Here is a 19,627-nt window from a genome sequence, read left to right as displayed (position 1 = left end):
TGTAACGCCAGTCGCATCGATTGGATTGCTGAAAGTACCCCCCTAAAGTCCAACCCCGCAAGCCATCCCACGACACAAGCCAGCGCCCCGACCGGGCGCCAGCCGGAGACACAAAAGCCATGGAGCGATCTTTCGCCGAAGAAGTCAAACGCCTTTCGCTGGGCGCCGACGAGGAATTTCATGGCGAGGGCATCCTCGCCGTCACCAAGGCGCTGCTGCAGTCGGGCGTGAGCTACATCGGCGGCTACCAGGGCGCGCCGGTGTCGCACCTGATCGACGTGCTCGGCGATGCGCGCGGCCTGCTCGACGAGCTCGGCATCTACTTCGAGAACAGCGCCTCCGAGGCCGGCGCGGCCGCGATGCTCGGCGCGTCCATCAACTACCCGGTGCGCGGCGCGGTGACGTGGAAGTCCACCGTGGGCACCAACGTCGCGTCCGATGCGCTGTCCAACCTCGCGTCGGCCGGCGTGAAGGGCGGCGCGCTGATCATCCTCGGCGAAGACTACGGCGAGGGCTCCAGCATCATCCAGGAGCGCACGCACGCCTTCGCGATGAAGTCGCAGATGTGGCTCATGGACCCGCGGCCCAACCTCCCGTCCATCGTGGATGCCGTGGAGCGCAGCTTCGAGCTGTCGGAAGCGAGCCAGACGCCGGTGATGCTGCAGCTGCGCATCCGCGCCTGCCACGTGCACGGCAGCTTCGTGTGCAAGGACAACCGCGCGCCGGCCATCTCCACGCGCGCGTCGATCGCACAGCCGCACTTCGACTTCGCCAACATCAACCTGCCGCCGTCGATCTACGCGCAGGAGCGCATGAAGATCGAGTCGCGCTGGCCGGCCGCGCTGGAATTCATTCGCCGCGAGAAGCTCAACGAGCGCTTCGACGGCGACTGCGACGACATCGGCCTGATCCTGCCCGGCGGGCTCTACAACGGCACGATCCGCGCGCTGCAACAGCTCGGCCTGGCCGACGCGTTCGGCAACAGCCGCATTCCGCTGCAGGTGCTCAACGTGGTCTACCCGATGGTGCCCGACGAGCTGGTCGGCTTCTGCAGCGGCAAGCGCGCGGTGCTGATGGTCGAGGAAGGCCAGCCCAACTACCTGGAAGACGCGCTGCACGCGATGCTGCGCAAGGCCGGCTGCGACACGCGCCTGCACGGCAAGGACATCTTCCCCATGGCCGGCGAATACACCGGTGAAGTGTTGGTGCGCAGCCTGGCCGAGTTCATCCGCCAGGCCCGCCCGCAGGCGCTGGGCGAAGACGGCGCGCTGCAGGTGGTCGAGGCCGCCGCGCCGCTGGGCGCGCTCAAGCCGCAGGCCGTGGCCGCGCTGGGCGTGCCGGTGCCCAACCGCCCGCCGGGCTTTTGCATCGGCTGCCCCGAGCGCCCGGTGTTCGCGGCCATCAAGCTGATGCAGAAGGAGCTGGGCGCGGTGCACGTCAGCGCCGACATCGGCTGCCACACCTTCGGCACGCTGCCGCCCTTCAACACGGGCAGCACGGTGCTGGGCTACGGCCTGGGGCTGGCGAGCTCGTCGGGCATCGCGCCGCTCATGGGCAACCGCGTGGTGAGCATCATGGGCGACGGCGGCTTCTGGCACAACGGCTTCACCAGCGGCGTGGTGAACGCGGTCTACAACAACCAGGACTCGGTGCTGGTGATCCTGAAGAACGGCTACACCTCGGCCACCGGCACGCAGGCCATTCCCTCCTCGCCCACGCAGCCCGCGGCCAAGCCGCTGACGCTCGACATCGAGGCCGCGCTCAAGGGCGTGGGCGTGGCCTGGGTGCGCAAGGTCAGGAGCTACAGCGTCGCCGAGATGCGCGACACGCTGCAGGAGGCCATGACCACCGAAGAAGGCGGCCTCAAGGTGATCATTGCCGACGGCGAATGCCAGCTCGAGCGGCAGCGCCGCATCAAGCCGGTGCAGGCCGCCAGGCTCAAGCGCGGCGAACGCGTGGTGCGCACGCGCTTCGGCATCGACGACGACGTGTGCACCGGCGACCACTCGTGCATCCGGCTGTCGGGCTGCCCGTCGCTCACCGTCAAGCCCAACCCCAGCGCGCTGCGCACCGACCCGGTGGCCACCGTCAACCAGGGCTGCGTGGGCTGCGGCCTGTGCGGCGAGAACGCGCACGCGGCCATTCTCTGCCCGTCGTTCTACAAGGCCGAGATCGTGCAGAACGCCGGCACCTGGGAGCGGCTGCTGCACCGGCTGCGCGGCGGGGTCATCGGCCTCATGGCCGGCAAGGCGCGCGACCGCTCGGAGGCACTGGCGGCATGAACACGACGACACCCGCAGGCGCGGCAACACCGCGCATCGTCACCGTGCTGGTGGCCGCCATGGGCGGCGAAGGCGGCGGCGTGCTGGCCGACTGGCTCATCTCCGCGGCCACGGCCTGCGGCTTCCCGGTGCAGAGCACCTCGGTGCCCGGCGTGGCGCAGCGCACCGGCGCCACCAACTACTACATCGAGATCTACCCCGTGCCGGCCGGGCAGCTGGGCGGTGCACGCCCGGTGTTCTCGCTCACGCCGAACCCGGGCGACGTCGACATCGTCGCCGCCTCCGAACTGGTGGAGGCCGGCCGCATGCTGCAGGGCGGCTTCGTGCATCCGCGGCGCACCACGCTCGCGGCTTCCACGCACCGCGAATACGCGGTGGTCGAGAAGTCCGCCATGGGCGACGGGCGCTACGACGGCCAGCGCGTGATCGACGCGGCCACCGAGCTCGCGCAGCGCAGCTTCCTGTTCGACATGCGCGCGCTCGCATGGCGCAACGGCACGGTGATCAACACCGTGATGTTCGGCGCCATGGCCGGCAGCGGCGCCATTCCGTTCTCGCGCGAGACCTGCGAACAGGCGATCCGCGAATCGGGCAAGGCGGTGGAGGCCAGCCTGAAAGGTTTCGCGGCGGGCTTCGACCATGTGACCGGTGCGGCGGTGGCCGCGGCAGCACCCGCCGACGATGCAAAGGCGCCAGCCGCCACGCCGGTGCACCCTCGCATCGCCGCCCTGCCCGAGCCGCTGCGCGAGCTCGCAGGCCACGGCCTGCAGCAGGTCGCCGACTACCAGGACGCGCGCTACGGCGAGCTCTACATGCAGCGCGTGGAATCGGTGCTGGCGCTGGAGCAGCCCTTCGGCGGCGACCTGCCCGTGACGCGCGAGACCGCGCGCTACCTCGCGCTGTGGATGAGCTACGAGGACGTGATCCGCGTGGCCGACCTCAAGACGCGCGGCGAGCGCCTGCAGCGCGTGCGCGACGAGGTGGGCGCGCGCGGCAACGAGCCGCTGCGGCTCACCGAATACCTCAAGCCGGGCCTGGACGAGGTCTGCTCGCTGCTGCCGCCGGGCGCCTCGGCCTGGCTGCGCAAGCGGCTGGCGCACAAGGCGCACAAGCTCAACGTGGGGCTGCACATGCGCACCGACACGGTGTTGGGCTTCGCGATGCTGTGCGGCCTGCGCTCGCTGCGCGTGATACGCCGCGGCAGCGCGCGCTACGCCGCCGAGCAGGAAATGATCAAGCGCTGGCTAGACACGGTGCGCCGCGCGCTGGCGATGAGCCCGCGGCTGGCCTACGAGCTCGCGCTGTGCGGCAACCTGGTGAAAGGCTACGGCGAGACCAGCGAACGCGGCCACCGCAACCTTGGCGCGGTGCTCGACGACATGCAGGCCGTGCTTTCACCGCCGGTGCGCGATGCCGCCGCGCTCGAGCAGGCCGCGGCCCGTGTGCGCGCCGCGCGCGAAGCCGCGCTGGCCGACCCCGAGGGCCGCACGCTGGCGCGCGCGCTCGGCCTGCCGGCGCCCGCGCCGCGCGTGCACCCGATCCACATCGTGCGGCGAAGGCCGGCGCGCTGAGCCGAGCGATTTTTCAACCTAGAACGACAGGAGACAAGACGATGAAACACAAGAAGACTTCCATCCCCCTCACGACCTTCACACCCTTCGGCCGCCGCGCCGTGAACTCGCTGCTCGCGGCCACCCTGCTGCTGCCACTGGCGTCGCTGGGGTCGCTGGTGCATGCGGCCGACCCGATCAAGATCGGCGCCGTGGTCTCGGCCACCGGCCCGGCCTCGTTCCTGGGCGACCCGCAGCAGAAGACGCTCGAGATGTACGTGGGCAAGATCAACGCGGCCGGCGGCGTGCTGGGCCGCAAGCTCGAGCTGGTGCTGTACGACGACGCCAGCGATGCCAACAAGGCCAACGCCTTCACGCGGCGCCTGATCATGCAGGACGAGGTCGACGTGATCCTCGGTGCGTCCACCACCGGTTCCACCATGGCGATGCTGCCGCAGGCCGAGGCGTCGAAGGTGCCGATGATCTCGCTGGCCGCGGCCTCGGTCATCGTCGAGCCGGTCAAGCCCTACGTGTTCAAGATGCCGCACTCCGACCGCATGGCGGCCGAGAAGGTGCTCGGCGAAATGAAGAAGCGCGGCTTCACGCAGTTCGCGCTGCTGTCGGACACCGGCGGCTTCGGCAAGTCGGGCCGCACCGAGACGCTCAAGCTCGCCGCAACGCTCGGCCTGAAGGTGTCCGACGACCAGACCTACGGCGAGAAGGACACCGACGTCACGCCGCAGCTCACGCGCATCAAGTCGTCGGGCGCGCAGGCCATCTTCGTGTTCGGCACGGGCCAGGCGCCGGCCATCATCGCGCGCAACTACCAGCAGCTGGCCATGAAGCAGCCGCTGTACACCTCGCACGGCCAGGCCTCCACCGAGTTCATCCGCATCGCGGGCAAGTCGTCCGAAGGCATCCGCATGCCCTCGCCCGCGCTGCTCGTTGCGCAGGCGCTGCCCGACAGCGACCCGCAGAAGAAGGTCAGCGTGGGCTACGCGAAGGACTACGAGAGCACCGCGAAGATGGACGTGTCCACCTTCGGCGGCTACGCCCACGACGCGCTGTTCCTGCTGGTCGATGCGATCAAGCGCGCCGGCGGCACCGACAAGCAGAAGGTGCGCGACGCCATCGAAGCCACGAAAGACTTCGTCGGCGTGAGCGGCATCTACCGCATGTCGGCCACCGACCACATGGGCCTGGACGTGTCCGCGTTCCGCATGGTCGAGGTGCAGGGAGGCAAGTTCGCGGAAGTTCGCTGAAGCGGCGCGCGTCACCCAAGGAAGCGCATGAAGCTCAATGCGAACGACCACCGCCGGCATGCACGCCGGCGGCTGCCCCGCTTCGTCTTCGACTATGTCGACGGCGGCGCGGAAAACGAAGACTGCCTGCGCCGCAACGTCGCGGACCTGGCCGGTCTGCACCTGGTGCCCACCGCGCTGCGCGACACAAGCCATGGCGACACCGGCATCACCGTGTTCGGCCAGCGCTGGTCGGCGCCGCTGGGCGTGGCGCCCGTCGGCTTCTCGGGCCTGGTGCGCCCGCACGGCGACACCCTGCTGGCCTGCGCCGCCGCCTCGGCGGGCGTGCCGCACGTGCTGTCGACGCCGTCGAACGACCGGCTCGAGGCGGTGCGCGAGGCCGCGCTGCGCCGCAACCCCGCGGCCTTGCAGTGGATGCAGCTCTACGTGATGGGCGACCGCGCCATTGCCGAGCAGCTGGTGCGCCGCGCCCGCGAGGCCGGCTACGGCGCGCTGGTGCTCACGGTGGACGCCGCCGTCAGCGGCCAGCGCGAGCGCGACGTGCGCAACGGCTTCAAGCTGCCGTTCCGCTTCACGCCGTCGACGCTGCTCGACCTGGCGCTGCACCCGGCGTGGTCGCTCGGCATGGCGCTGCAGGGGCGCTCGCCGTCGTTCGTGAACCTCAGCGAGGCCGACGACGGCGCCACCTCGCCCCAGCTGCAGGCCGCGCTGCTGTCGCGCACCATGGACCGCACCCTGGTGTGGGAGCACCTGGCCTGGCTGCGCCGCCTGTGGGACGGCCCGCTGGTGGTCAAGGGCCTGCTGCACCCCGACGACGCCGCGCTGGCCGTGCACCACGGCGCCGACGCCATCGTGGTGTCGAACCACGGCGGGCGCCAGCTCGACGCGGCGCCCTCGACCATCTCGGTGCTGCCGCGCATGGTGGACGCCGTGGCGAACCGCATTCCGGTGTTCGTGGACGGCGGCTTTCGCCGCGGCAGCGACGTGGTGAAGGCGCTGGCCGCCGGCGCCACCGCGGCCTTCGTCGGCCGTGCCGCGGTGTGGGGCATGGCCACCGGCGGCGAAGCGGGCGCGCGCGGCGTGCTTGCCGGCCTCGCCGACGACATCGCCCGCACCATGGTGCTGATCGGTGCCGACCGCGTGGCGGACGTGTCGCCGCGGCACCTGCTCACCCCTCTTTCAACGGCCCAGGCCATTCAGACCGGAGACCGCCGTGGCTGACTTCATGCAATTCGTCTTCTCGGGGCTCACCACCGGCGCGATCTACGCGCTGGCCGCGCTGGGCTTCTCGCTGATCTACAACGCCAGCGGCGTCATCAACTTCGCGCAGGGCGACTTCCTGATGCTGGGCGCGATGATCACCGCCGCCCTGCTCGGCGCCAACATGCCGTACGGCATCGCGGTGGCGGGCGGCGTGCTGGCCACGGTGGCGGCCGGGCTGCTGCTGTACCGGCTGGCCATCAAGCCCGCGGGCGAAGCCAGCGTGGTGTCGCTGATCATCATCACCATCGGCGCGTCGATCTTCATCCAGGGCGTGGTGCAGATCGTGCTCGGCAAGAACCAGCAGACCCTGCCCGCCTTCAGCGGCGACGCGTCGCTGTCGATCCTCGGCGCCTACGTGCTGCCGCAGAGCCTGTGGGTGCTGGGCACGGCGGCGGTGCTGGTCGCGCTGTGCTTCGCGTTCTTCCGCTTCACGATGGTCGGCAAGGCGATGCTGGCGGTGGCGGCCAATGCGCTGGCGGCGCGCGCGGTGGGCATTCCCACCTCGCGCGTGCTGCAGCTGTCGTTCGGGCTGTCGGCGCTGCTGGGCGCGGTGGCCGGCGTGGTGGCCGCGCCCATCACGACCACGGTGTACGACATCGGGCTGATGCTGGGCATGAAGGGCTTCGTCGCGGCCACGCTGGGCGGGCTCGGCAGCGCGGGCGGCGCGGTGGTGGGCGGGCTCATCGTCGGGCTGCTGGAGGCGCTGATGGCGGGCTACGTGTCGTCGGCCTACAAGGACGCGGTGCCGTTCGTGCTGATCGTGTTCATCCTGCTGGTCATGCCGCACGGCCTGTTCGGCAGCAAGGCGGCGGAGCGCGTATGAAGGCGAGCTCGCATGCGCTGCTGCGCCCTTCCCTGCTGGTACTGGCGCTGGTGCTCGCGCTGCTGCCGATGGCCATGCCCAACAACTACGTGGCCGACGTCGCGGTGCGCATCGCGCTGGCGGCCATTGCGGCCATCGGGCTGAACCTGCTGATGGGGTTCGCCGGGCAGATCAGCATCGGCCACGCGGCCTTCGTGGCCATCGGCGCGTACGGCAGCGGCATTGTCACGGTGCGCTTCGGCTGGCCGCCGCTGCTGGCGATCTGCGGCGCGGCCGTGGGCGCGGCGGCGGTGGCCTGGCTCATCGCCAAGCCCATCCTGCGGCTCAAGGGCCATTCGCTGACCATGGCCACGCTGGGGCTGGGCGTGATCGTCAACATCGTGCTGATCAACGAGGTCGACTGGACCGGCGGGCCCGACGGCATGGCCGTGCCGCCGCTGGCGGTGGCTGGCTTCACCTTCGCGAAGGTGCTGCACTGGTACGCGCTGGCCGCGGTGCTGCTGTGGCTGTCGGTGCTGCTGTCGCTCAACCTCCACCAGTCGCCCGCGGGGCGCGCGCTGCGCGGGCTCAACGGTTCCGAGGTGGCGGCCCGCGTGATGGGGGTGGACGTGGCGCGCTTCAAGGTGCGCGCGTTCGTGGTCTCGGCCGTGTTCGCCGCCGTGTCGGGCAGCCTCACGGCGCACTACCTGGGCTTCATCAGCCCGTCGCTCGCGGCCTTCACGCATTCGGTGGAGCTGGCCACCATGGTGGTGCTCGGCGGCATGGCCTCCACCTTCGGCGCGGTGCTGGGCGCCGCGCTGCTGACGGCGCTGCCGCAGCTGCTGGGCGGCCTGCACGGCTACGAGATGGTGTTCTTCGGCCTCGTGCTGATGCTCACCATGATGTTCCTGCCCAAGGGGCTGGTGCCCACGCTCGCGCTCCGGCTGCGCAGGAAAGGTTGAGATGCTCGAAGTGAAGAACCTCGGCAAGTCCTTCGGCGGCGTGCACGCCATGCAGGACGTGAGCTTCAGTGTGCGCGGCGGCTCGGTGCATTCGGTGATCGGGCCCAACGGCGCGGGCAAGACCACGCTGTTCAACCTGATCAGCGGCGTCTACGAGCCCACGCGCGGCGAGATCCTGCTCGACGGCGAGAACGTGGCCGGCATGGCGCCCGAGCAGTTGGCGCGCCGCGGCATGAGCCGCACCTTCCAGAACCTGCAGGTGTGCATGAACATGACCGCCTGCGAGAACGTGATGCTGGGCGCGCACCTGCACACGCGCAGCTCGCTGCTGGGCGGCATGACCGGCGCCACGCGCCGCGCCGACGCCGCACTGCGCGAGGAGGCGCTGCGGCTCATCGACTGCGTGGGCGTGGGGCGGCATGCCCATGCGCACGCCACGCAGCTGTCGTTCGGGCTGCTCAAGCGCCTGGAGATCGCACGCGCGCTGGCGAGCAAGCCCCGAATCTTGCTGCTCGACGAGCCGGCCGCCGGCCTGAACGACACCGAGACGCAGGAGATCACCGAACTGATCCGCGGCATCGCCGCCTCGGGCGTGACGGTGCTGCTGGTGGAACACGACATGAAGCTGGTGATGAACATCTCCGACCACCTGCTGGTGCTCGACTACGGGCGCAAGCTCGCCGAAGGCACGGCCGCCGAGGTGCGTGCCAACCCGCAGGTGATCGCGGCCTACCTCGGCACCGAAGCGGAGGCCGCATGAGCAGCGCCGCGCTCGAGGTGAAGGGCCTGTTCGCGGGCTATGGCCGCATCGAGGCGCTGCACGGCATCGACCTGCGCGTCGGCCAGGGCGAGCTGGTGGCGCTGGTGGGCGCGAACGGCGCGGGCAAGACCACGCTGCTGCGCGCGGTGTCGGGGCTCATTCGCGCCGGCGCCGGCAGCGTGACGCTGTTCGGCCGCGAGATCGCGCGCGACAGCGCCGACGCGCGCGTGCGCGCCGGGCTGTCACAGGTGCTCGAGGGCCGGCAGGTGTTCGGCCCGCTTTCGGTGCAGGACAACCTGCTGCTGGGCAGCTACACCCGCCCCGCGCGCCGCCAGGAGCGGCTGGCCGAGATGTACGCGCTGTTCCCGGTGCTCGAGGAGAAGCGCCTGCTCGCCGCCGGAACCCTCTCGGGCGGCCAGCAGCAGATGCTGGCCATTGCGCGCGCGCTGATGAGCGAGCCCAAGGTGCTGCTGCTCGACGAGCCCTCGATGGGCCTGGCGCCGCTGCTGGTGAAGGAGATCTTCAACGTCATCGCGCGGCTCAAGGCGCGCGGCATCCCCATCCTGCTGGTGGAACAGAATGCGCACGCGGCGCTGTCGGTGGCCGACCGGGGCTACGTGCTGGAGACCGGCACCATCGCGCTCGGCGGGCCGGCCGCGCAACTGCTCGGCGACGAGCGCGTGAAGGCGGCCTACCTCGGCCTGTGAAGGAACCACACCCATGAACACCCTTCCCGATACCGGCCTGCTGGTGGCCGACGTGCAGGCGCGCTGCGTCAACGTGCCGCTCGAGCACCCCGTGCGCACCAGCGTGGGCGTGGTGGCCACGGCGCCGCTGGTGCTGGTCGACCTGTACGCCAGCGACGGCACCGTGGGCCGGGCCTACGTCTTCACCTACACGCCGCTGGCGTTGCGCGCCACGCGGCGCATGCTGCTGACGCTGGGCGGCGCCCTCGCGGGCCAGCCGCTGGCACCCTTCGACCTCGACCAGACACTGGCGCAGCGGCTGCGGCTGCTGGGGCGCACCGGCATCGCGCAGATGGCCAGCGCGGGGCTGGACATGGCCGCCTGGGACGCGCTGGCCAAGGTGCGCGGCGTGCCGCTGGTCGAGCTCCTGGGTGGCACGCGCCGCCCCGTGGCGGCCTACGACAGCCACAGCATGGACGGCGTTGCGCTCGGCGTGCGGCGCGCCGCGCTGTCCATGGAACAGGGCTTCGGCGCCATCAAGACCAAGGTCGGCTACGCCACGCTGGGCGAAGACCTCGAGGTGGTGCGCGCGCTGCGCCGCGTGATCGGCGACGGCACGCAGCTGCTGGTCGACTACAACCAGGGCCTGACGGTGCCCGAGGCGGTGCGCCGCATCCATGCGCTCGAAGGCGAAGGCATCGGCTGGGTGGAGGAGCCCACGCTGCAGGAAGACTACGCGGGCCACGCGCGCATTCGCGAGCGCGTGCGCCTGCCGGTGCAGATGGGCGAGAACTGGTGCGGGCCCGACGAGATGGCCAAGGCGCTGCAGGCCGGCGCCTGCGACCTGGCGATGCCCGACGCGATGAAGATCGGCGGCGTCACTGGCTGGCTGCGCGCCGCGGCGCTGGCGCAGGCGCACGGCGTGCCGATGTCGAGCCACATCTTCCAGGAGGTCAGCGTGCACCTGTTGGCCGTGACGCCGACGCGCCACCTGCTCGAGCGCATGGACCTGGCGGCGCCGGTGCTGGCGCAACCGCTGGCCTTCGAGAACGGCATGGCCACGGCGCCGGCCGAGCCGGGCACGGGCATCGCGTGGAACGAGGACGCGGTGCGGCGCTACCTGGTGTAGCTGCGCTCCCGGCCTGCCGACGCCGGCGCTTCAGCCCATCCGACTTTCAGAGCTTGCCGAGCGTGGGCACGATCTCCTCGACCAGCCAGCGGTGCGCCGCGCTGTACTCGTGCCGCGCGTGCCAGTGCGCCTGCACCTGGAAGTCGGGCAGCGGCACGGGCAGCGCCAGCGCCTTCAGCCCGCCCTGGTGCACGTAGAGGCTGGCCACGCGCGAAGGCAGCAGCACCAGCAGGTCGCTTTGCGACAGCAGCTGCGGCAGCACGGTGAACTGGGGCACGCGCGCGACGATGTTGCGGTTGATGCCCCGCTCGGCCAGCGCGTCCTCGATGAGGAAATGGCCCGAGCGCGGCGACGACACCATCACGTGGCGCGCCGCCGAGAACGCCTCCAGGCTCATGCTGTCGCCGATGGTCGGGTGGTTGGCCGACATCAGGCACACGTAGTGCTCGCGAAACAGCAGCGCGCTGTGCACCGGCGAGCCCAGCGAGGGAATGTTGCCGATGGCCATGTCCAGCCGCCCCGTCGACAGGTCTTCGCCCAGCGTGTCGGAGATCTGCACGATGTCGATCTCGATGCGCGGCGCCGCCTCCTGGAAGCGGCGCAGCAGCGGCGGCACGAAATACAGCACGCCGATGTCCGACATCGCCAGGCGGAAGCGCCGCGTGGAGCGCTGCGGGTCGAAGGCGGTGTTCTGCTCGAGCGTGCCCTCGACGGTGGTGAGCGCCTCGCGAAAACGCTGGAACAGCTGCTCGGCCATGCCGGTGGGCACCAGGCCGTCGCTGCCGCGCGAGAACAGGCGGTCGACGTAGACCTTGCGCAGCTTGGCCAGCCCGTAGCTCACGGTCGATTGCGTGACGTCGAGCCGCTCGGCCGCATGGGTCACGCTGCGCGTTTCGTAGATCGCGACGAACACGCGAACGAGATTCAGGTCGAGGTGGCTCATGGGTCTTGCCGTGGGGCGAGGCTGGAATGTGCCACAGGGGCGCACGCCGCGGCCTCGGGTCAAACCACCAGGTGGCGCTCCAGCGTCTCGCGCGGCAGGTCGGCCGCCGCGCCCGACAGCGAGCATTCGCCGTGGTCCACCGCCAGCAGGTCGTCGGCCACGGCGAGCAGGAACTCGAGGTTCTGCTCGACGATGACGAAGGCCGCGCCCGCCGCCTTGCGCGCGCGCACCAGCATGGCCATGCGCTCGATGTTCTCGGGCTGCACGCCCTCGGTCGGCTCGTCGAGGATGCTCAGCGCCGCGCCCAGCCCGAGGGTGCGCGTGAACGACAGCAGCTTGCGCTCGCCGCCGCTGAGCGAGCCGGCGCGCTGCTGCATGCGCTCGGCCAGCCGCGGGAACGCCTCGAGGCAGGCCGCATAGCGCGTGCTGTCGCGCGCGCGCAGGTGCAGCCACAGGTTCTCGCCCACGCTGAGGTCGCCGAACACCACGTCCTCTTGAGGCGCATAGGCCATGCCGGCCGCCAGCCGCTGTTGCGGCGGCACGCGCGCCAGGTCGCCGCCGCCGAGCAGCACGCGGCCGCTGCGCAGCGGCAGGAACCCGGTCAGCGCGCGCATCAGCGTGGTCTTGCCGACGCCGTTGCGGCCCAGCACGCCGAGCACGCGGCCCGGTGCCACGCCGCCGCTCAGGCCGCGCAGCACCATGGTGTCGCCGTAGCCGCAGACCACGTCGGTGAATGTCAAGAGTTGCGGGTTCGTTGGCATGCGCGCTTGCGCGTCCACTTGCGTGTTCACTTGCGCGTTCACTTGCGTGCTCCGGCATAGACGGCGCGCACCGCCGGATCGGCCTGGATCTGCGCGAGCGCGCCGCGCGCGAGCAGCTTGCCCTGGTGCAGCACGTAGACCTCGCCGCCGATGGACGCCACGGCGCTGATGTCGTGCTCGATGACCAGCGCGGCCGCGCCGAGCCGGTGCGTGGCGGTCTTGATGGCGTCGATCATGTGGTGCGTCTCGCCGGGCGAAAGACCCGCGCACGGTTCGTCGAGCAGCACCAGGCGCGGCTGCGGCAGCATGGTCATGACGAATTCGAGCGCCTGCCGCTCGCCCTGCGACAGGCTGCCCGCCGGCGCGTGCAGCTGGCGCGCCAGCGCGGGAAAGAGCGCGAGCAGTTCGCCGCGCAGCGGGCTGTCCCAGCCGAGCGCCTCGCGGCGCAGCGAGGCGGCAGGGTGCAGGCGGCCGGCCCACAGGGCCACGTCGAGGTTCTGGCTCACGCTCAGACCCGGGAACACCGAAGGAATCTGCAGCTTGCGGCCCACGCCCTGGCGCGCCACGCGCCAGGCGGTGGCACCCGAGATGTCCGCGCCGTCGAGCAGGATGCGCCCCGCGCGCAGCGGCAGCCGCCCGGTCATCACGTTGAAGGCCGAGGTCTTGCCGGCACCGTTGGGCCCGATCACGCAGCGCAGGCCGGCGCCGCGCAGGTCGAAGCTCAGCCCGTCGAGGATGCGAACGCCACCCTGCGACGAGGCCACCTGCTCGAACGCCAGGCTCACTTCGCCGTCGGGCACGCGCACCGGCGGCGCCGGCGTGCGGGGGTGTGCAGCTGGCGGCGGCGCGGCACGCCGGCCCTTGGCCACCAGGTTGGCAAGGCCGGCCAGCCCTTCCGGCAGCAAGCGCACCACCGCAATGAAGATCGCGCCGACCAGCACCTCCCAGTAGGCGAAGTGGTCGCGCAGCTCCGACGAGGCATAGCCGACGAACACCGCGCCCAGCAAGGCACCGAGCGGACTGGCCTTGCCGCCCACCGCGGCCCAGATGACGAACTCGGTCGACAGCACGAAGCCCATGGTCAGCGGCGTGACGATGCCCTGGTGCAGCGCGAACAGCATGCCGGCCAGCGCCGCGAGCATCGCGGAGCACGCGAAGGCCACCGCCTTGATGCGGTCGGTGGCGTAGCCGAAGAGCTGCAGCCGTTCCTCGTTCTGCGCCAGCGCGCTCCACAGCAGGCCGAGCGGCCGGCGCAGCACGCCGCCCAGCAGCAGCGTGGTGCACAGCGCGCATGCGGCCACCGCCCAGTAGAAGGTGCTGTAGCGCTCGGTGCCGGGCAGCTCGGGAATGTCGGCCATGCCGTTGAAGCCGCCCGTGACCGGGCTCCACTGCTGCGCCGCGAGGAAACCCAGCATGGTCATGGCCAGCGTGATGAGCGAGAAGAACGGCCCGCTGCGGTGGCTGCGCGCGAACACCAGCCGCGCCGTGAGGTAGGCCAGCGCGGCGGGCAGCAACAGTGCCAGCGGCAGCGCGGCGAACCACCCGGGCTGCTGCTGCGCGGCCTTGAGCGTGCCGCCGGCCAGGTACGCGCCCAGCCCGAAGAACAGCGCATGCCCCAGCGGCAGGAAGCCGAGCCGTCCCCAGCACAGCGCCACGCCCTGCGTGGCGATGCCGTAGATCAGGAACAGCGCGATCTGGTAGGCCACGAAATCGCTGGACACGAAGGGCACCGCCACCAGCGCCGCGCCGAACAGCCACGGCCCCGCGGGCGGCAGGCGCCAGCGCCGCGCGGGCGCGGCTGCGGCCGCGGCACCGAGGGGCGCCAGCGAAGAATCAACGGCGTCCAAAGAGTCCATTCGGTTTCAGCCAGAGAAAGAGGATCGAAAGAATCAGCACCACCGCATAGCCGCTGGTCTGGCCCGCGATGCTGCTCACCACGGACTGCGTGCCGCCGATGACGCTCACGCCGCCGCCGAAGCCGCCGAGCGTGCCCAGCCCGCCCACCACCAGCACGAAGAAGGAATCGAGCAGGTAGTCGACACCGATGCCGGGCTCGATGCGCACCAGCGGCGCCAGCAGCACGCCGGCCGCGCCGGCCAGCACCACGCCGATGACGAAGGTCTGCGAGGCCAGCCGGCGCGTGTCGATGCCCAGCGCGCGTGCCAGCACGGGGTTGCCCGTCATCGCGCGCACGCGCAGCCCCATGGTGCTGCGCCGGTACCACAGCGCCAGCGCCACCATGAGCACGACGGCCAGCGCGATCAGCGCGAGCCGGTAGCCCGGGTACTGCACGTCGCCCAGCGACACCGGCGAACCCAGCGTGCTCTCGATGTTGCGGTAGTCGCGCCCGTACACCGCCTCCACCGTCTTGCGCATGACCATGGCGAGCCCCCAGGTGGCGAGCAGCGTGTCGAACGGCCGTGCGTAGAGCGGGCGGATCAGCCAGCGCTCGACCGCGTAGCCCAGCACGCCGCACACCAGCATGGCCAGCGGCATCGCGGTGGCGATCGGCCAGCCCCACGACTGCACCGTGACCACCGCGTAGGCGCCCAGCATCACGAACTCGCCGTGCGCCATGTTCATGACGCCGAGCATGCCGAACACCACCGCCAGGCCGAGCGTGGTGAGGCCCAGCGTCGCCAGCGCGTAGGCGAGGTTCAGCGCATGCAGCAGCCAGCTGGTGTCCATGGCGCCGTCAGACCTTGCAGCTCTGGCCCGACGCGATGTGCGGGAAGGTCTTGACCACGCGGAAGCCCTTCTCGCCCACGTCGGCCAGGTAGATGTCCTGGTCGACATGGCGCGCGTGCATGGTCACGGCGCCGCGCGGGCCGTTGTAGCTCGCGCCTTCGCTGGCCGGCTCCATCTTCGCGACCTCGAGCGACTTGGCGCGCGCGGCAATGGCCTCGAGCATCAGGAAGCCTTCGTACACCGACTCGGCCAGCCCGTTGAGCGCGGGCGCCTGCGCGCCCGAGCGCTTGAAGTACGCGTCGGAAAAGGCCCTGGCCGCAGGTGTCTCGATGTTGGCGAAGTAGCCGGCGCTCGAATACAGGTTGCGCGCGTTGGCCAGGCCGATGCCCGCCAGCGTGTTCTCCTCGATCAGGCTGCCCAGGCGAATCGCCTTGTCGGCCAGGCCGAAGCTGGCGAAGGCCTTGTTGAAGGTGACCGACGCGCCGCCCACCAGCGACACCAGCACGGCGTCGGCGCCGCTGTCGCGGATGCGCGCGAGGCTGGAGTCGAAGTTGTCGGCGGTGAACGGCAGGTACTCGTCGCCGACCACCTGCGCGCCGGTCTTCAGGATGTACTCGCGCGCCGCCGCGTTGGTGTTGCGGCCCCAGATGTAGTCGTTGCCGATCATGTACCACTTCTTCGGCTTGCGTTCGGCGGCCAGCCAGGGGATGACCGGCGCGAGCTGCTGCTGCGGCGTCTCGCCGTTCACGTAGGTGCCGCGCGCGCACTCGCCGCCTTCGTAGACCGGCGTGTAGAAGTACGGCAGCTGCCCCTTGAACAGGCCCACGAGCGCGCCGCGCACCGCGCTGTCGTGCATGCCGATCACCGCCTGCGCGCCCTGCCCCTTCCAGAGCTTGAGCGCGGTCTGCGAGGCTTCGGCGGGCGGCAGGCCCGCGTCGCCGAACAGCGCGTTGATGTTGCGCCCGAGGATGCCGCCGCGCGCATTCAGCGTCTGCACCGCCAGTTCGGCGCAGGCCTTGGCGGACGGGCCGAACAGCCCGGCGGGGCCGCTCATGGGCAGCATGACCGCCACGTTGAGCGGCGATGCCGCTCGCACGCCCGTGGAACTGGCGGCGGCCGCGGCGGCAATGCCGTGGAGGAAGGTACGACGGTCCATGTGAACTCCTGGTTTGGACGACAGCGAATCGGCTAGCGGGAAAAAGGGGCGAACGCGCTCAGCGCATCCACGGCGCGGACGCGAGCCGCGGCAGCACGGCCTCGACCGCCAGCGCCAGCGACAGCAGCCCGTGGTCGCTGTGCGCCGGCCCGTCGAGGCCGAGCCCCACGGGCAGGCCGCCCGCCACGCCGGCGGGCAGCGTGACGCCCGGAATGCCGGCGTTGCTGCCGGGATCGGTGTTGCGGATGAAGGTCGGGAAGGTCGGGCAGTCGCGCCCGTTGAGCCGCACCGTCTCGTCGTGGCCGATGGGCGCGGCAGTCAGCGGCGTGGTCGGGAACACCAGCGCCCTGACGCCGTGCGCGGCAAAGGCCTGTGCGTACACCGCCTGCAGTTCGCGCCGCGCCTGCAGCGCCTGGCTGTAGACCGCGGCGGGCACCGCGCCGCTGCCGACAAGCGGGCGCACGATGGCGGCCACGTCGGGGCTGCCGACGGCCTCGACCAGGCTCGCGAGGTCGACACCGCGTTCCGCGCTGCGCAGGTAGTCGCCCATGTCGCGCACGAACTCGTACAGCGCAATCGGAAAGCCCGCGGCCTCGTTGAAGCCCGCGAGCCCCGGCAGCGGCACTTCGACGAACTGCGCGCCCGCGGCACGCAGCCGCTCGACCGCGTCCTGCGCCACGTCGCGCACGCCGGGCTCGAGGTCGTCCCAGAAACCCGGCCCCGGTAGGCCCAGCCGCACGCCCTGCAAGGACGCCGGCACCACGGGCTGCGTGCTGCCGGTGAGCACGCTGTCGAGCAGCACGCAGTCTTCCACGCTGCGCGCGATGGGGCCGGCGGTGTCGCGCGTCAGCGAGATCGGCGCAATGCCGCGGCCCGACACGCGCCCCACCGTGGGCCGCAGGCCGACCAGCCCGCACAGCGCGGCGGGCACGCGAACCGAGCCGCCGGTGTCGGTGCCGATGGCCGCCGGCACCAGGCCCGCCGCCACCACCACGCCGCAGCCGCCGCTGCTGCCGCCCGGAATGCGCTCGGGATTCCACGGGTTGCGCGAGGCACCGGTCACTTCGTTGTGCGTGGTGATGCCCATGGCGAGCTCGTGCATGTTCGCCTTGCCGGCGATCAGCGCACCGGCATCGCGCAGCCGCTGCACCAGTTCCGCGTCGCGCGGCGGATGCAGGCCCAGCAAGGCGCGCGTGCCGGCCGAGCACGGCAGCCCGGCGGCGTCGATGTTGTCCTTCAGCGCAATCGGCACGCCCAGCAGCGGCAGGTCTTCGCCGGCCTCGATGCGCGCATCGGCGGCGCGTGCCTGGGCCCGCAGCGCGTCGGCGTCGAAGGCCACGTAGCCGTTGAGCGCCGCTTGCGCGCCGGTGCGGGCGATGAGCGCCTCGGCCAGTTCGGCGCTGGTCAGCGAGCCGCTTCGGAAGGCGCGCCGCAGGCCGGCAACGCCAAGTTCAGTGATGTGCATGAGCTTCCCCTGTCAGTGACACGGATGCTAGGAAGCGCTGCGCGCCGGCACACCTAGCACGATTGATAGGGGTGTCTAGGGTCGGCACCGATAGGCAAGCCATGCATGCCGACTAGCATCGGCCTCTCGCCAACCTTGCACGATCTTTGCTTCGCCGGAGCCATGTATCTCTCCACCACCCAGACCCGCGCCATGGGCGACGTCATGCGTCTGCTGGTCGAAGCGAACGACGCCGATGCGTTGCGAAACGACCTGGCGCTGCCCATGCTCGACCTGATGCGCGCCGACACCTATGTGTCGTTCGCGTGGGACGGCGCGGCGCAGCGCTTCGGGCGCGTGCAGGCGCTGAACATGTCGATCGACAACCTGCGCAGCTGGGACGAGTACTACCGCTTCATCGACCCGCTCACGTTCCCGATGATGGCGCGCAAGCACCCGACGCTGGCCACGCAGATCCTCTGCCAGCAGGACCTTTCGCGCACCGAGTTCTTCAACGACTTTCTTGCGCGCGACCGCATGCACTGGGGCGTGAACGTGTATGTGTTCGCCAACGGCGACTGCACGGGCGACATGCGGATCTGGCGCCATCGCGAACGCGGCAACTTCGACGCCAACGACATCGAGGTGCTGCGCATGGTGGAGCCCGTGTTCGCCGCGGCGCTCGGCCGCCTGCGCTGGCAGGCGCAGGGCGCCTCGACGGCGGTGATCCGCGAGGGCGTGAGCGAACTGCTGCAGCGCAAGTCGTCGCTGAGCCAGCGCGAGGCCGAGGCCGCCTCGCTGGTTCTTTCGGGCTGCCCGGACAAGCTCATCGCCAAGCGCATGGAAGTGGGCCTGCCCACCGTGCGCTTTCACCTGGGCAATGCCTTCCGCAAGCTGCACGTCGACAACCGCACGCAACTTGCCGCGCGGGTGCAGGCGCTGGCCGGGGACGCGCAGGGGCTGCATGCCTAGCCTGCGCTACTGGCGCTCCTTCTCCACGAGAAAGTCGACCAGCGTGCGCACCGCCAGCGTCTGGAAGCGGCTGGGAACGTAGAGCAGGAATTTCTGCGTGGCCAGGAAGTCGAGCTCGCCCTTCTTCAGCGGGAAGGCCTGCAGTTCTCCTTGCGCGAGCGAGGCGGCCACCATGTAGTCGGGCACCAGGCCCACGCCCAGGCCTTGGGCGATCGCATCGCGAAGAAAGTGGAAGTTGGTGGAGATGAGCCGCGGCCGGATGCGCAGGTAGCGGTGGCCGCCCTCGTGCGTGCCCGCGGTGATCACGCGTTCGCCGGTTTGCGGCGAGGTGATGAGCGGCAGCTGCTTCAGGTCGTCCAGGTTCTCGGGCCGGCCGTTCTGCGCGATGAAGGCGGGCGTGGCGCACGCCACGTAGCGCACCTGCCCCAGGGCGCGGGCCGCCAAGTGCGCCGGCGGATCGGCCATGACGCGCACGGCGAAGTCGACCGAGCCCTTGATGAGTTCCTCGATGTCGTTGTCGAAGATCACGTGCAGCGTGATCTCGGGGTGCAGCTGCATGAACTCCGCCAGCCAGCCCGACATGCGCAACTGGCCGTAGCCGCTGGGCACGCTCAGGCGGATCATGCCGCGCAGGCCCTTGCCCAGGCTGCTCACGGCCTCCGAAGCCGCCTTCACCTCGTGGCGCACGGCCAGGCCGTGCTCGTAGAGCTTGCGCCCGAGCTCGGTGGGCTCCAGTTGCCGCGTGGTGCGCCGCAGCAGCTGCGCGCCCAGCTCGCGCTCGAAGCGGTTGATGCGCTGGCTCACGTTGGCGCGGCTCATGCCCAGCTTGGCCGCCGCCTTGCTCAGGTTGCCCGCTTCGATGATGTCGACCAGCAGGCCGAGGGCTTGAACATCCATTGTCAATTCTTGGTTTACACAGTGGCTGCAAATTCTGCACGATTGTCAATTCCCATGAACATGCGAATAA

17 protein-coding genes are annotated in these 19,627 nt (G+C 70.7%); 10 read left to right on the top strand and 7 right to left on the bottom strand.

All coding sequences use genetic code 11. The features are described 5' to 3' along the window. Positions 1–119: 119 nt before the first annotated feature. The 9 genes from BM004_RS26435 to BM004_RS26395 are packed head-to-tail and all read left to right on the top strand — an operon-like array spanning position 120 to position 10,696. Positions 120–2,282: a thiamine pyrophosphate-dependent enzyme gene (locus tag BM004_RS26435; RefSeq protein WP_093129300.1), complete on the top strand. Its 2,163-nt coding sequence runs from the start codon at positions 120–122 to the stop codon at positions 2,280–2,282. Continuing rightward, positions 2,279–3,853, top strand: a complete 1,575-nt coding sequence (locus BM004_RS26430; protein WP_093218026.1) for an indolepyruvate oxidoreductase subunit beta family protein — start codon at positions 2,279–2,281, stop codon at positions 3,851–3,853. Before BM004_RS26435 ends, BM004_RS26430 begins: the two co-directional genes overlap by 4 nt. A 41-nt stretch (positions 3,854–3,894) precedes the next feature. Beyond that, positions 3,895–5,094 (top strand): ABC transporter substrate-binding protein, encoded by a 1,200-nt coding sequence (locus BM004_RS26425; RefSeq protein WP_093218024.1) that lies wholly within the window; start codon positions 3,895–3,897, stop codon positions 5,092–5,094. Positions 5,095–5,121: 27 nt separating this feature from the next. Next, positions 5,122–6,315 (top strand): alpha-hydroxy acid oxidase, encoded by a 1,194-nt coding sequence (locus tag BM004_RS26420; RefSeq protein WP_093218022.1) that lies wholly within the window; start codon positions 5,122–5,124, stop codon positions 6,313–6,315. After that, positions 6,308–7,180, top strand: coding sequence for a branched-chain amino acid ABC transporter permease (locus BM004_RS26415; RefSeq protein WP_093129296.1), 873 nt, complete (start codon positions 6,308–6,310; stop codon positions 7,178–7,180). The genes BM004_RS26420 and BM004_RS26415 overlap by 8 nt, the downstream gene beginning before the upstream one ends. Further along, complete coding sequence (locus BM004_RS26410; RefSeq protein ID WP_093218021.1) at positions 7,177–8,121, top strand: branched-chain amino acid ABC transporter permease; 945 nt, start codon at positions 7,177–7,179, stop codon at positions 8,119–8,121. The genes BM004_RS26415 and BM004_RS26410 overlap by 4 nt, the downstream gene beginning before the upstream one ends. A 1-nt stretch (position 8,122) precedes the next feature. Further along, entirely contained in the window at positions 8,123–8,881 is a 759-nt protein-coding gene (locus BM004_RS26405) for an ABC transporter ATP-binding protein (RefSeq protein WP_093129294.1), read from the top strand. Next, positions 8,878–9,588, top strand: a complete 711-nt coding sequence (locus tag BM004_RS26400) for an ABC transporter ATP-binding protein (RefSeq protein ID WP_093218019.1) — start codon at positions 8,878–8,880, stop codon at positions 9,586–9,588. Before BM004_RS26405 ends, BM004_RS26400 begins: the two co-directional genes overlap by 4 nt. 13 nt (positions 9,589–9,601) lie before the next feature. Then, positions 9,602–10,696, top strand: a complete 1,095-nt coding sequence (locus BM004_RS26395) for an enolase C-terminal domain-like protein (RefSeq protein WP_093129292.1) — start codon at positions 9,602–9,604, stop codon at positions 10,694–10,696. Between the two features lie 46 nt (positions 10,697–10,742). Here BM004_RS26395 and BM004_RS26390 read toward each other — a convergent pair whose 3' ends face one another. From BM004_RS26390 to iaaH, 6 genes are read right to left on the bottom strand one after another with little or no spacing between them, the layout of a single operon-like run. After that, a complete protein-coding gene (locus BM004_RS26390; protein WP_177206613.1) occupies positions 10,743–11,639 on the bottom strand; it encodes a LysR family transcriptional regulator in 897 nt (298 codons plus the stop codon). 59 nt (positions 11,640–11,698) lie between these two features. After that, positions 11,699–12,379 (bottom strand): ABC transporter ATP-binding protein, encoded by a 681-nt coding sequence (locus BM004_RS26385; protein WP_256220055.1) that lies wholly within the window; start codon positions 12,377–12,379, stop codon positions 11,699–11,701. Between the two features lie 59 nt (positions 12,380–12,438). Continuing rightward, positions 12,439–14,256 (bottom strand): branched-chain amino acid ABC transporter ATP-binding protein/permease, encoded by a 1,818-nt coding sequence (locus BM004_RS26380; RefSeq protein WP_093218016.1) that lies wholly within the window; start codon positions 14,254–14,256, stop codon positions 12,439–12,441. Beyond that, the gene (locus tag BM004_RS26375; RefSeq protein ID WP_093129289.1) at positions 14,234–15,088 is read right to left on the bottom strand and encodes a branched-chain amino acid ABC transporter permease; all 855 of its coding nucleotides are present in this window, start codon (positions 15,086–15,088) and stop codon (positions 14,234–14,236) included. The genes BM004_RS26380 and BM004_RS26375 overlap by 23 nt, the downstream gene beginning before the upstream one ends. Positions 15,089–15,095: 7 nt before the next feature. Then, complete coding sequence (locus BM004_RS26370; RefSeq protein ID WP_093218014.1) at positions 15,096–16,244, bottom strand: substrate-binding domain-containing protein; 1,149 nt, start codon at positions 16,242–16,244, stop codon at positions 15,096–15,098. A 58-nt stretch (positions 16,245–16,302) separates the two neighbouring features. Continuing rightward, positions 16,303–17,709 carry an indoleacetamide hydrolase gene (gene iaaH / locus BM004_RS26365; protein WP_093218013.1) on the bottom strand — a complete coding sequence of 469 codons (1,407 nt, stop codon included), beginning with the start codon at positions 17,707–17,709 and terminating at the stop codon, positions 16,303–16,305. Between the two features lie 162 nt (positions 17,710–17,871). Between iaaH and BM004_RS26360 the strand changes: the two genes are divergently transcribed. Next, a complete protein-coding gene (locus tag BM004_RS26360; protein WP_093218011.1) occupies positions 17,872–18,660 on the top strand; it encodes a helix-turn-helix transcriptional regulator in 789 nt (262 codons plus the stop codon). Between the two features lie 6 nt (positions 18,661–18,666). Here BM004_RS26360 and BM004_RS26355 read toward each other — a convergent pair whose 3' ends face one another. Then, positions 18,667–19,557, bottom strand: a complete 891-nt coding sequence (locus BM004_RS26355) for a LysR family transcriptional regulator (RefSeq protein ID WP_093129285.1) — start codon at positions 19,555–19,557, stop codon at positions 18,667–18,669. Positions 19,558–19,627 lie beyond the last annotated feature (70 nt).

This window comes from Variovorax sp. OK212 (assembly GCF_900112425.1).
Lineage (GTDB): Bacteria > Pseudomonadota > Gammaproteobacteria > Burkholderiales > Burkholderiaceae_C > Variovorax.
Note: the sequence above shows the minus strand (reverse complement) of the source record. Positions and strands in the feature narration are given on the sequence as shown.

Coding starts and splice junctions, on each gene's coding strand:
- BM004_RS26435 (WP_093129300.1), top strand. CDS start 120: ATGGAGCGATCTTTCGCCGAAGAAGTCAAACGCCTTTCGCTGGGCGCC.
- BM004_RS26430 (WP_093218026.1), top strand. CDS start 2,279: ATGAACACGACGACACCCGCAGGCGCGGCAACACCGCGCATCGTCACC.
- BM004_RS26425 (WP_093218024.1), top strand. CDS start 3,895: ATGAAACACAAGAAGACTTCCATCCCCCTCACGACCTTCACACCCTTC.
- BM004_RS26420 (WP_093218022.1), top strand. CDS start 5,122: ATGAAGCTCAATGCGAACGACCACCGCCGGCATGCACGCCGGCGGCTG.
- BM004_RS26410 (WP_093218021.1), top strand. CDS start 7,177: ATGAAGGCGAGCTCGCATGCGCTGCTGCGCCCTTCCCTGCTGGTACTG.
- BM004_RS26405 (WP_093129294.1), top strand. CDS start 8,123: ATGCTCGAAGTGAAGAACCTCGGCAAGTCCTTCGGCGGCGTGCACGCC.
- BM004_RS26400 (WP_093218019.1), top strand. CDS start 8,878: ATGAGCAGCGCCGCGCTCGAGGTGAAGGGCCTGTTCGCGGGCTATGGC.
- BM004_RS26395 (WP_093129292.1), top strand. CDS start 9,602: ATGAACACCCTTCCCGATACCGGCCTGCTGGTGGCCGACGTGCAGGCG.
- BM004_RS26390 (WP_177206613.1), bottom strand. CDS start 11,639: ATGAGCCACCTCGACCTGAATCTCGTTCGCGTGTTCGTCGCGATCTAC.
- BM004_RS26380 (WP_093218016.1), bottom strand. CDS start 14,256: ATGGACTCTTTGGACGCCGTTGATTCTTCGCTGGCGCCCCTCGGTGCC.
- BM004_RS26375 (WP_093129289.1), bottom strand. CDS start 15,088: ATGGACACCAGCTGGCTGCTGCATGCGCTGAACCTCGCCTACGCGCTG.
- BM004_RS26370 (WP_093218014.1), bottom strand. CDS start 16,244: ATGGACCGTCGTACCTTCCTCCACGGCATTGCCGCCGCGGCCGCCGCC.
- iaaH (WP_093218013.1), bottom strand. CDS start 17,709: ATGCACATCACTGAACTTGGCGTTGCCGGCCTGCGGCGCGCCTTCCGA.
- BM004_RS26360 (WP_093218011.1), top strand. CDS start 17,872: ATGTATCTCTCCACCACCCAGACCCGCGCCATGGGCGACGTCATGCGT.
- BM004_RS26355 (WP_093129285.1), bottom strand. CDS start 19,557: ATGGATGTTCAAGCCCTCGGCCTGCTGGTCGACATCATCGAAGCGGGC.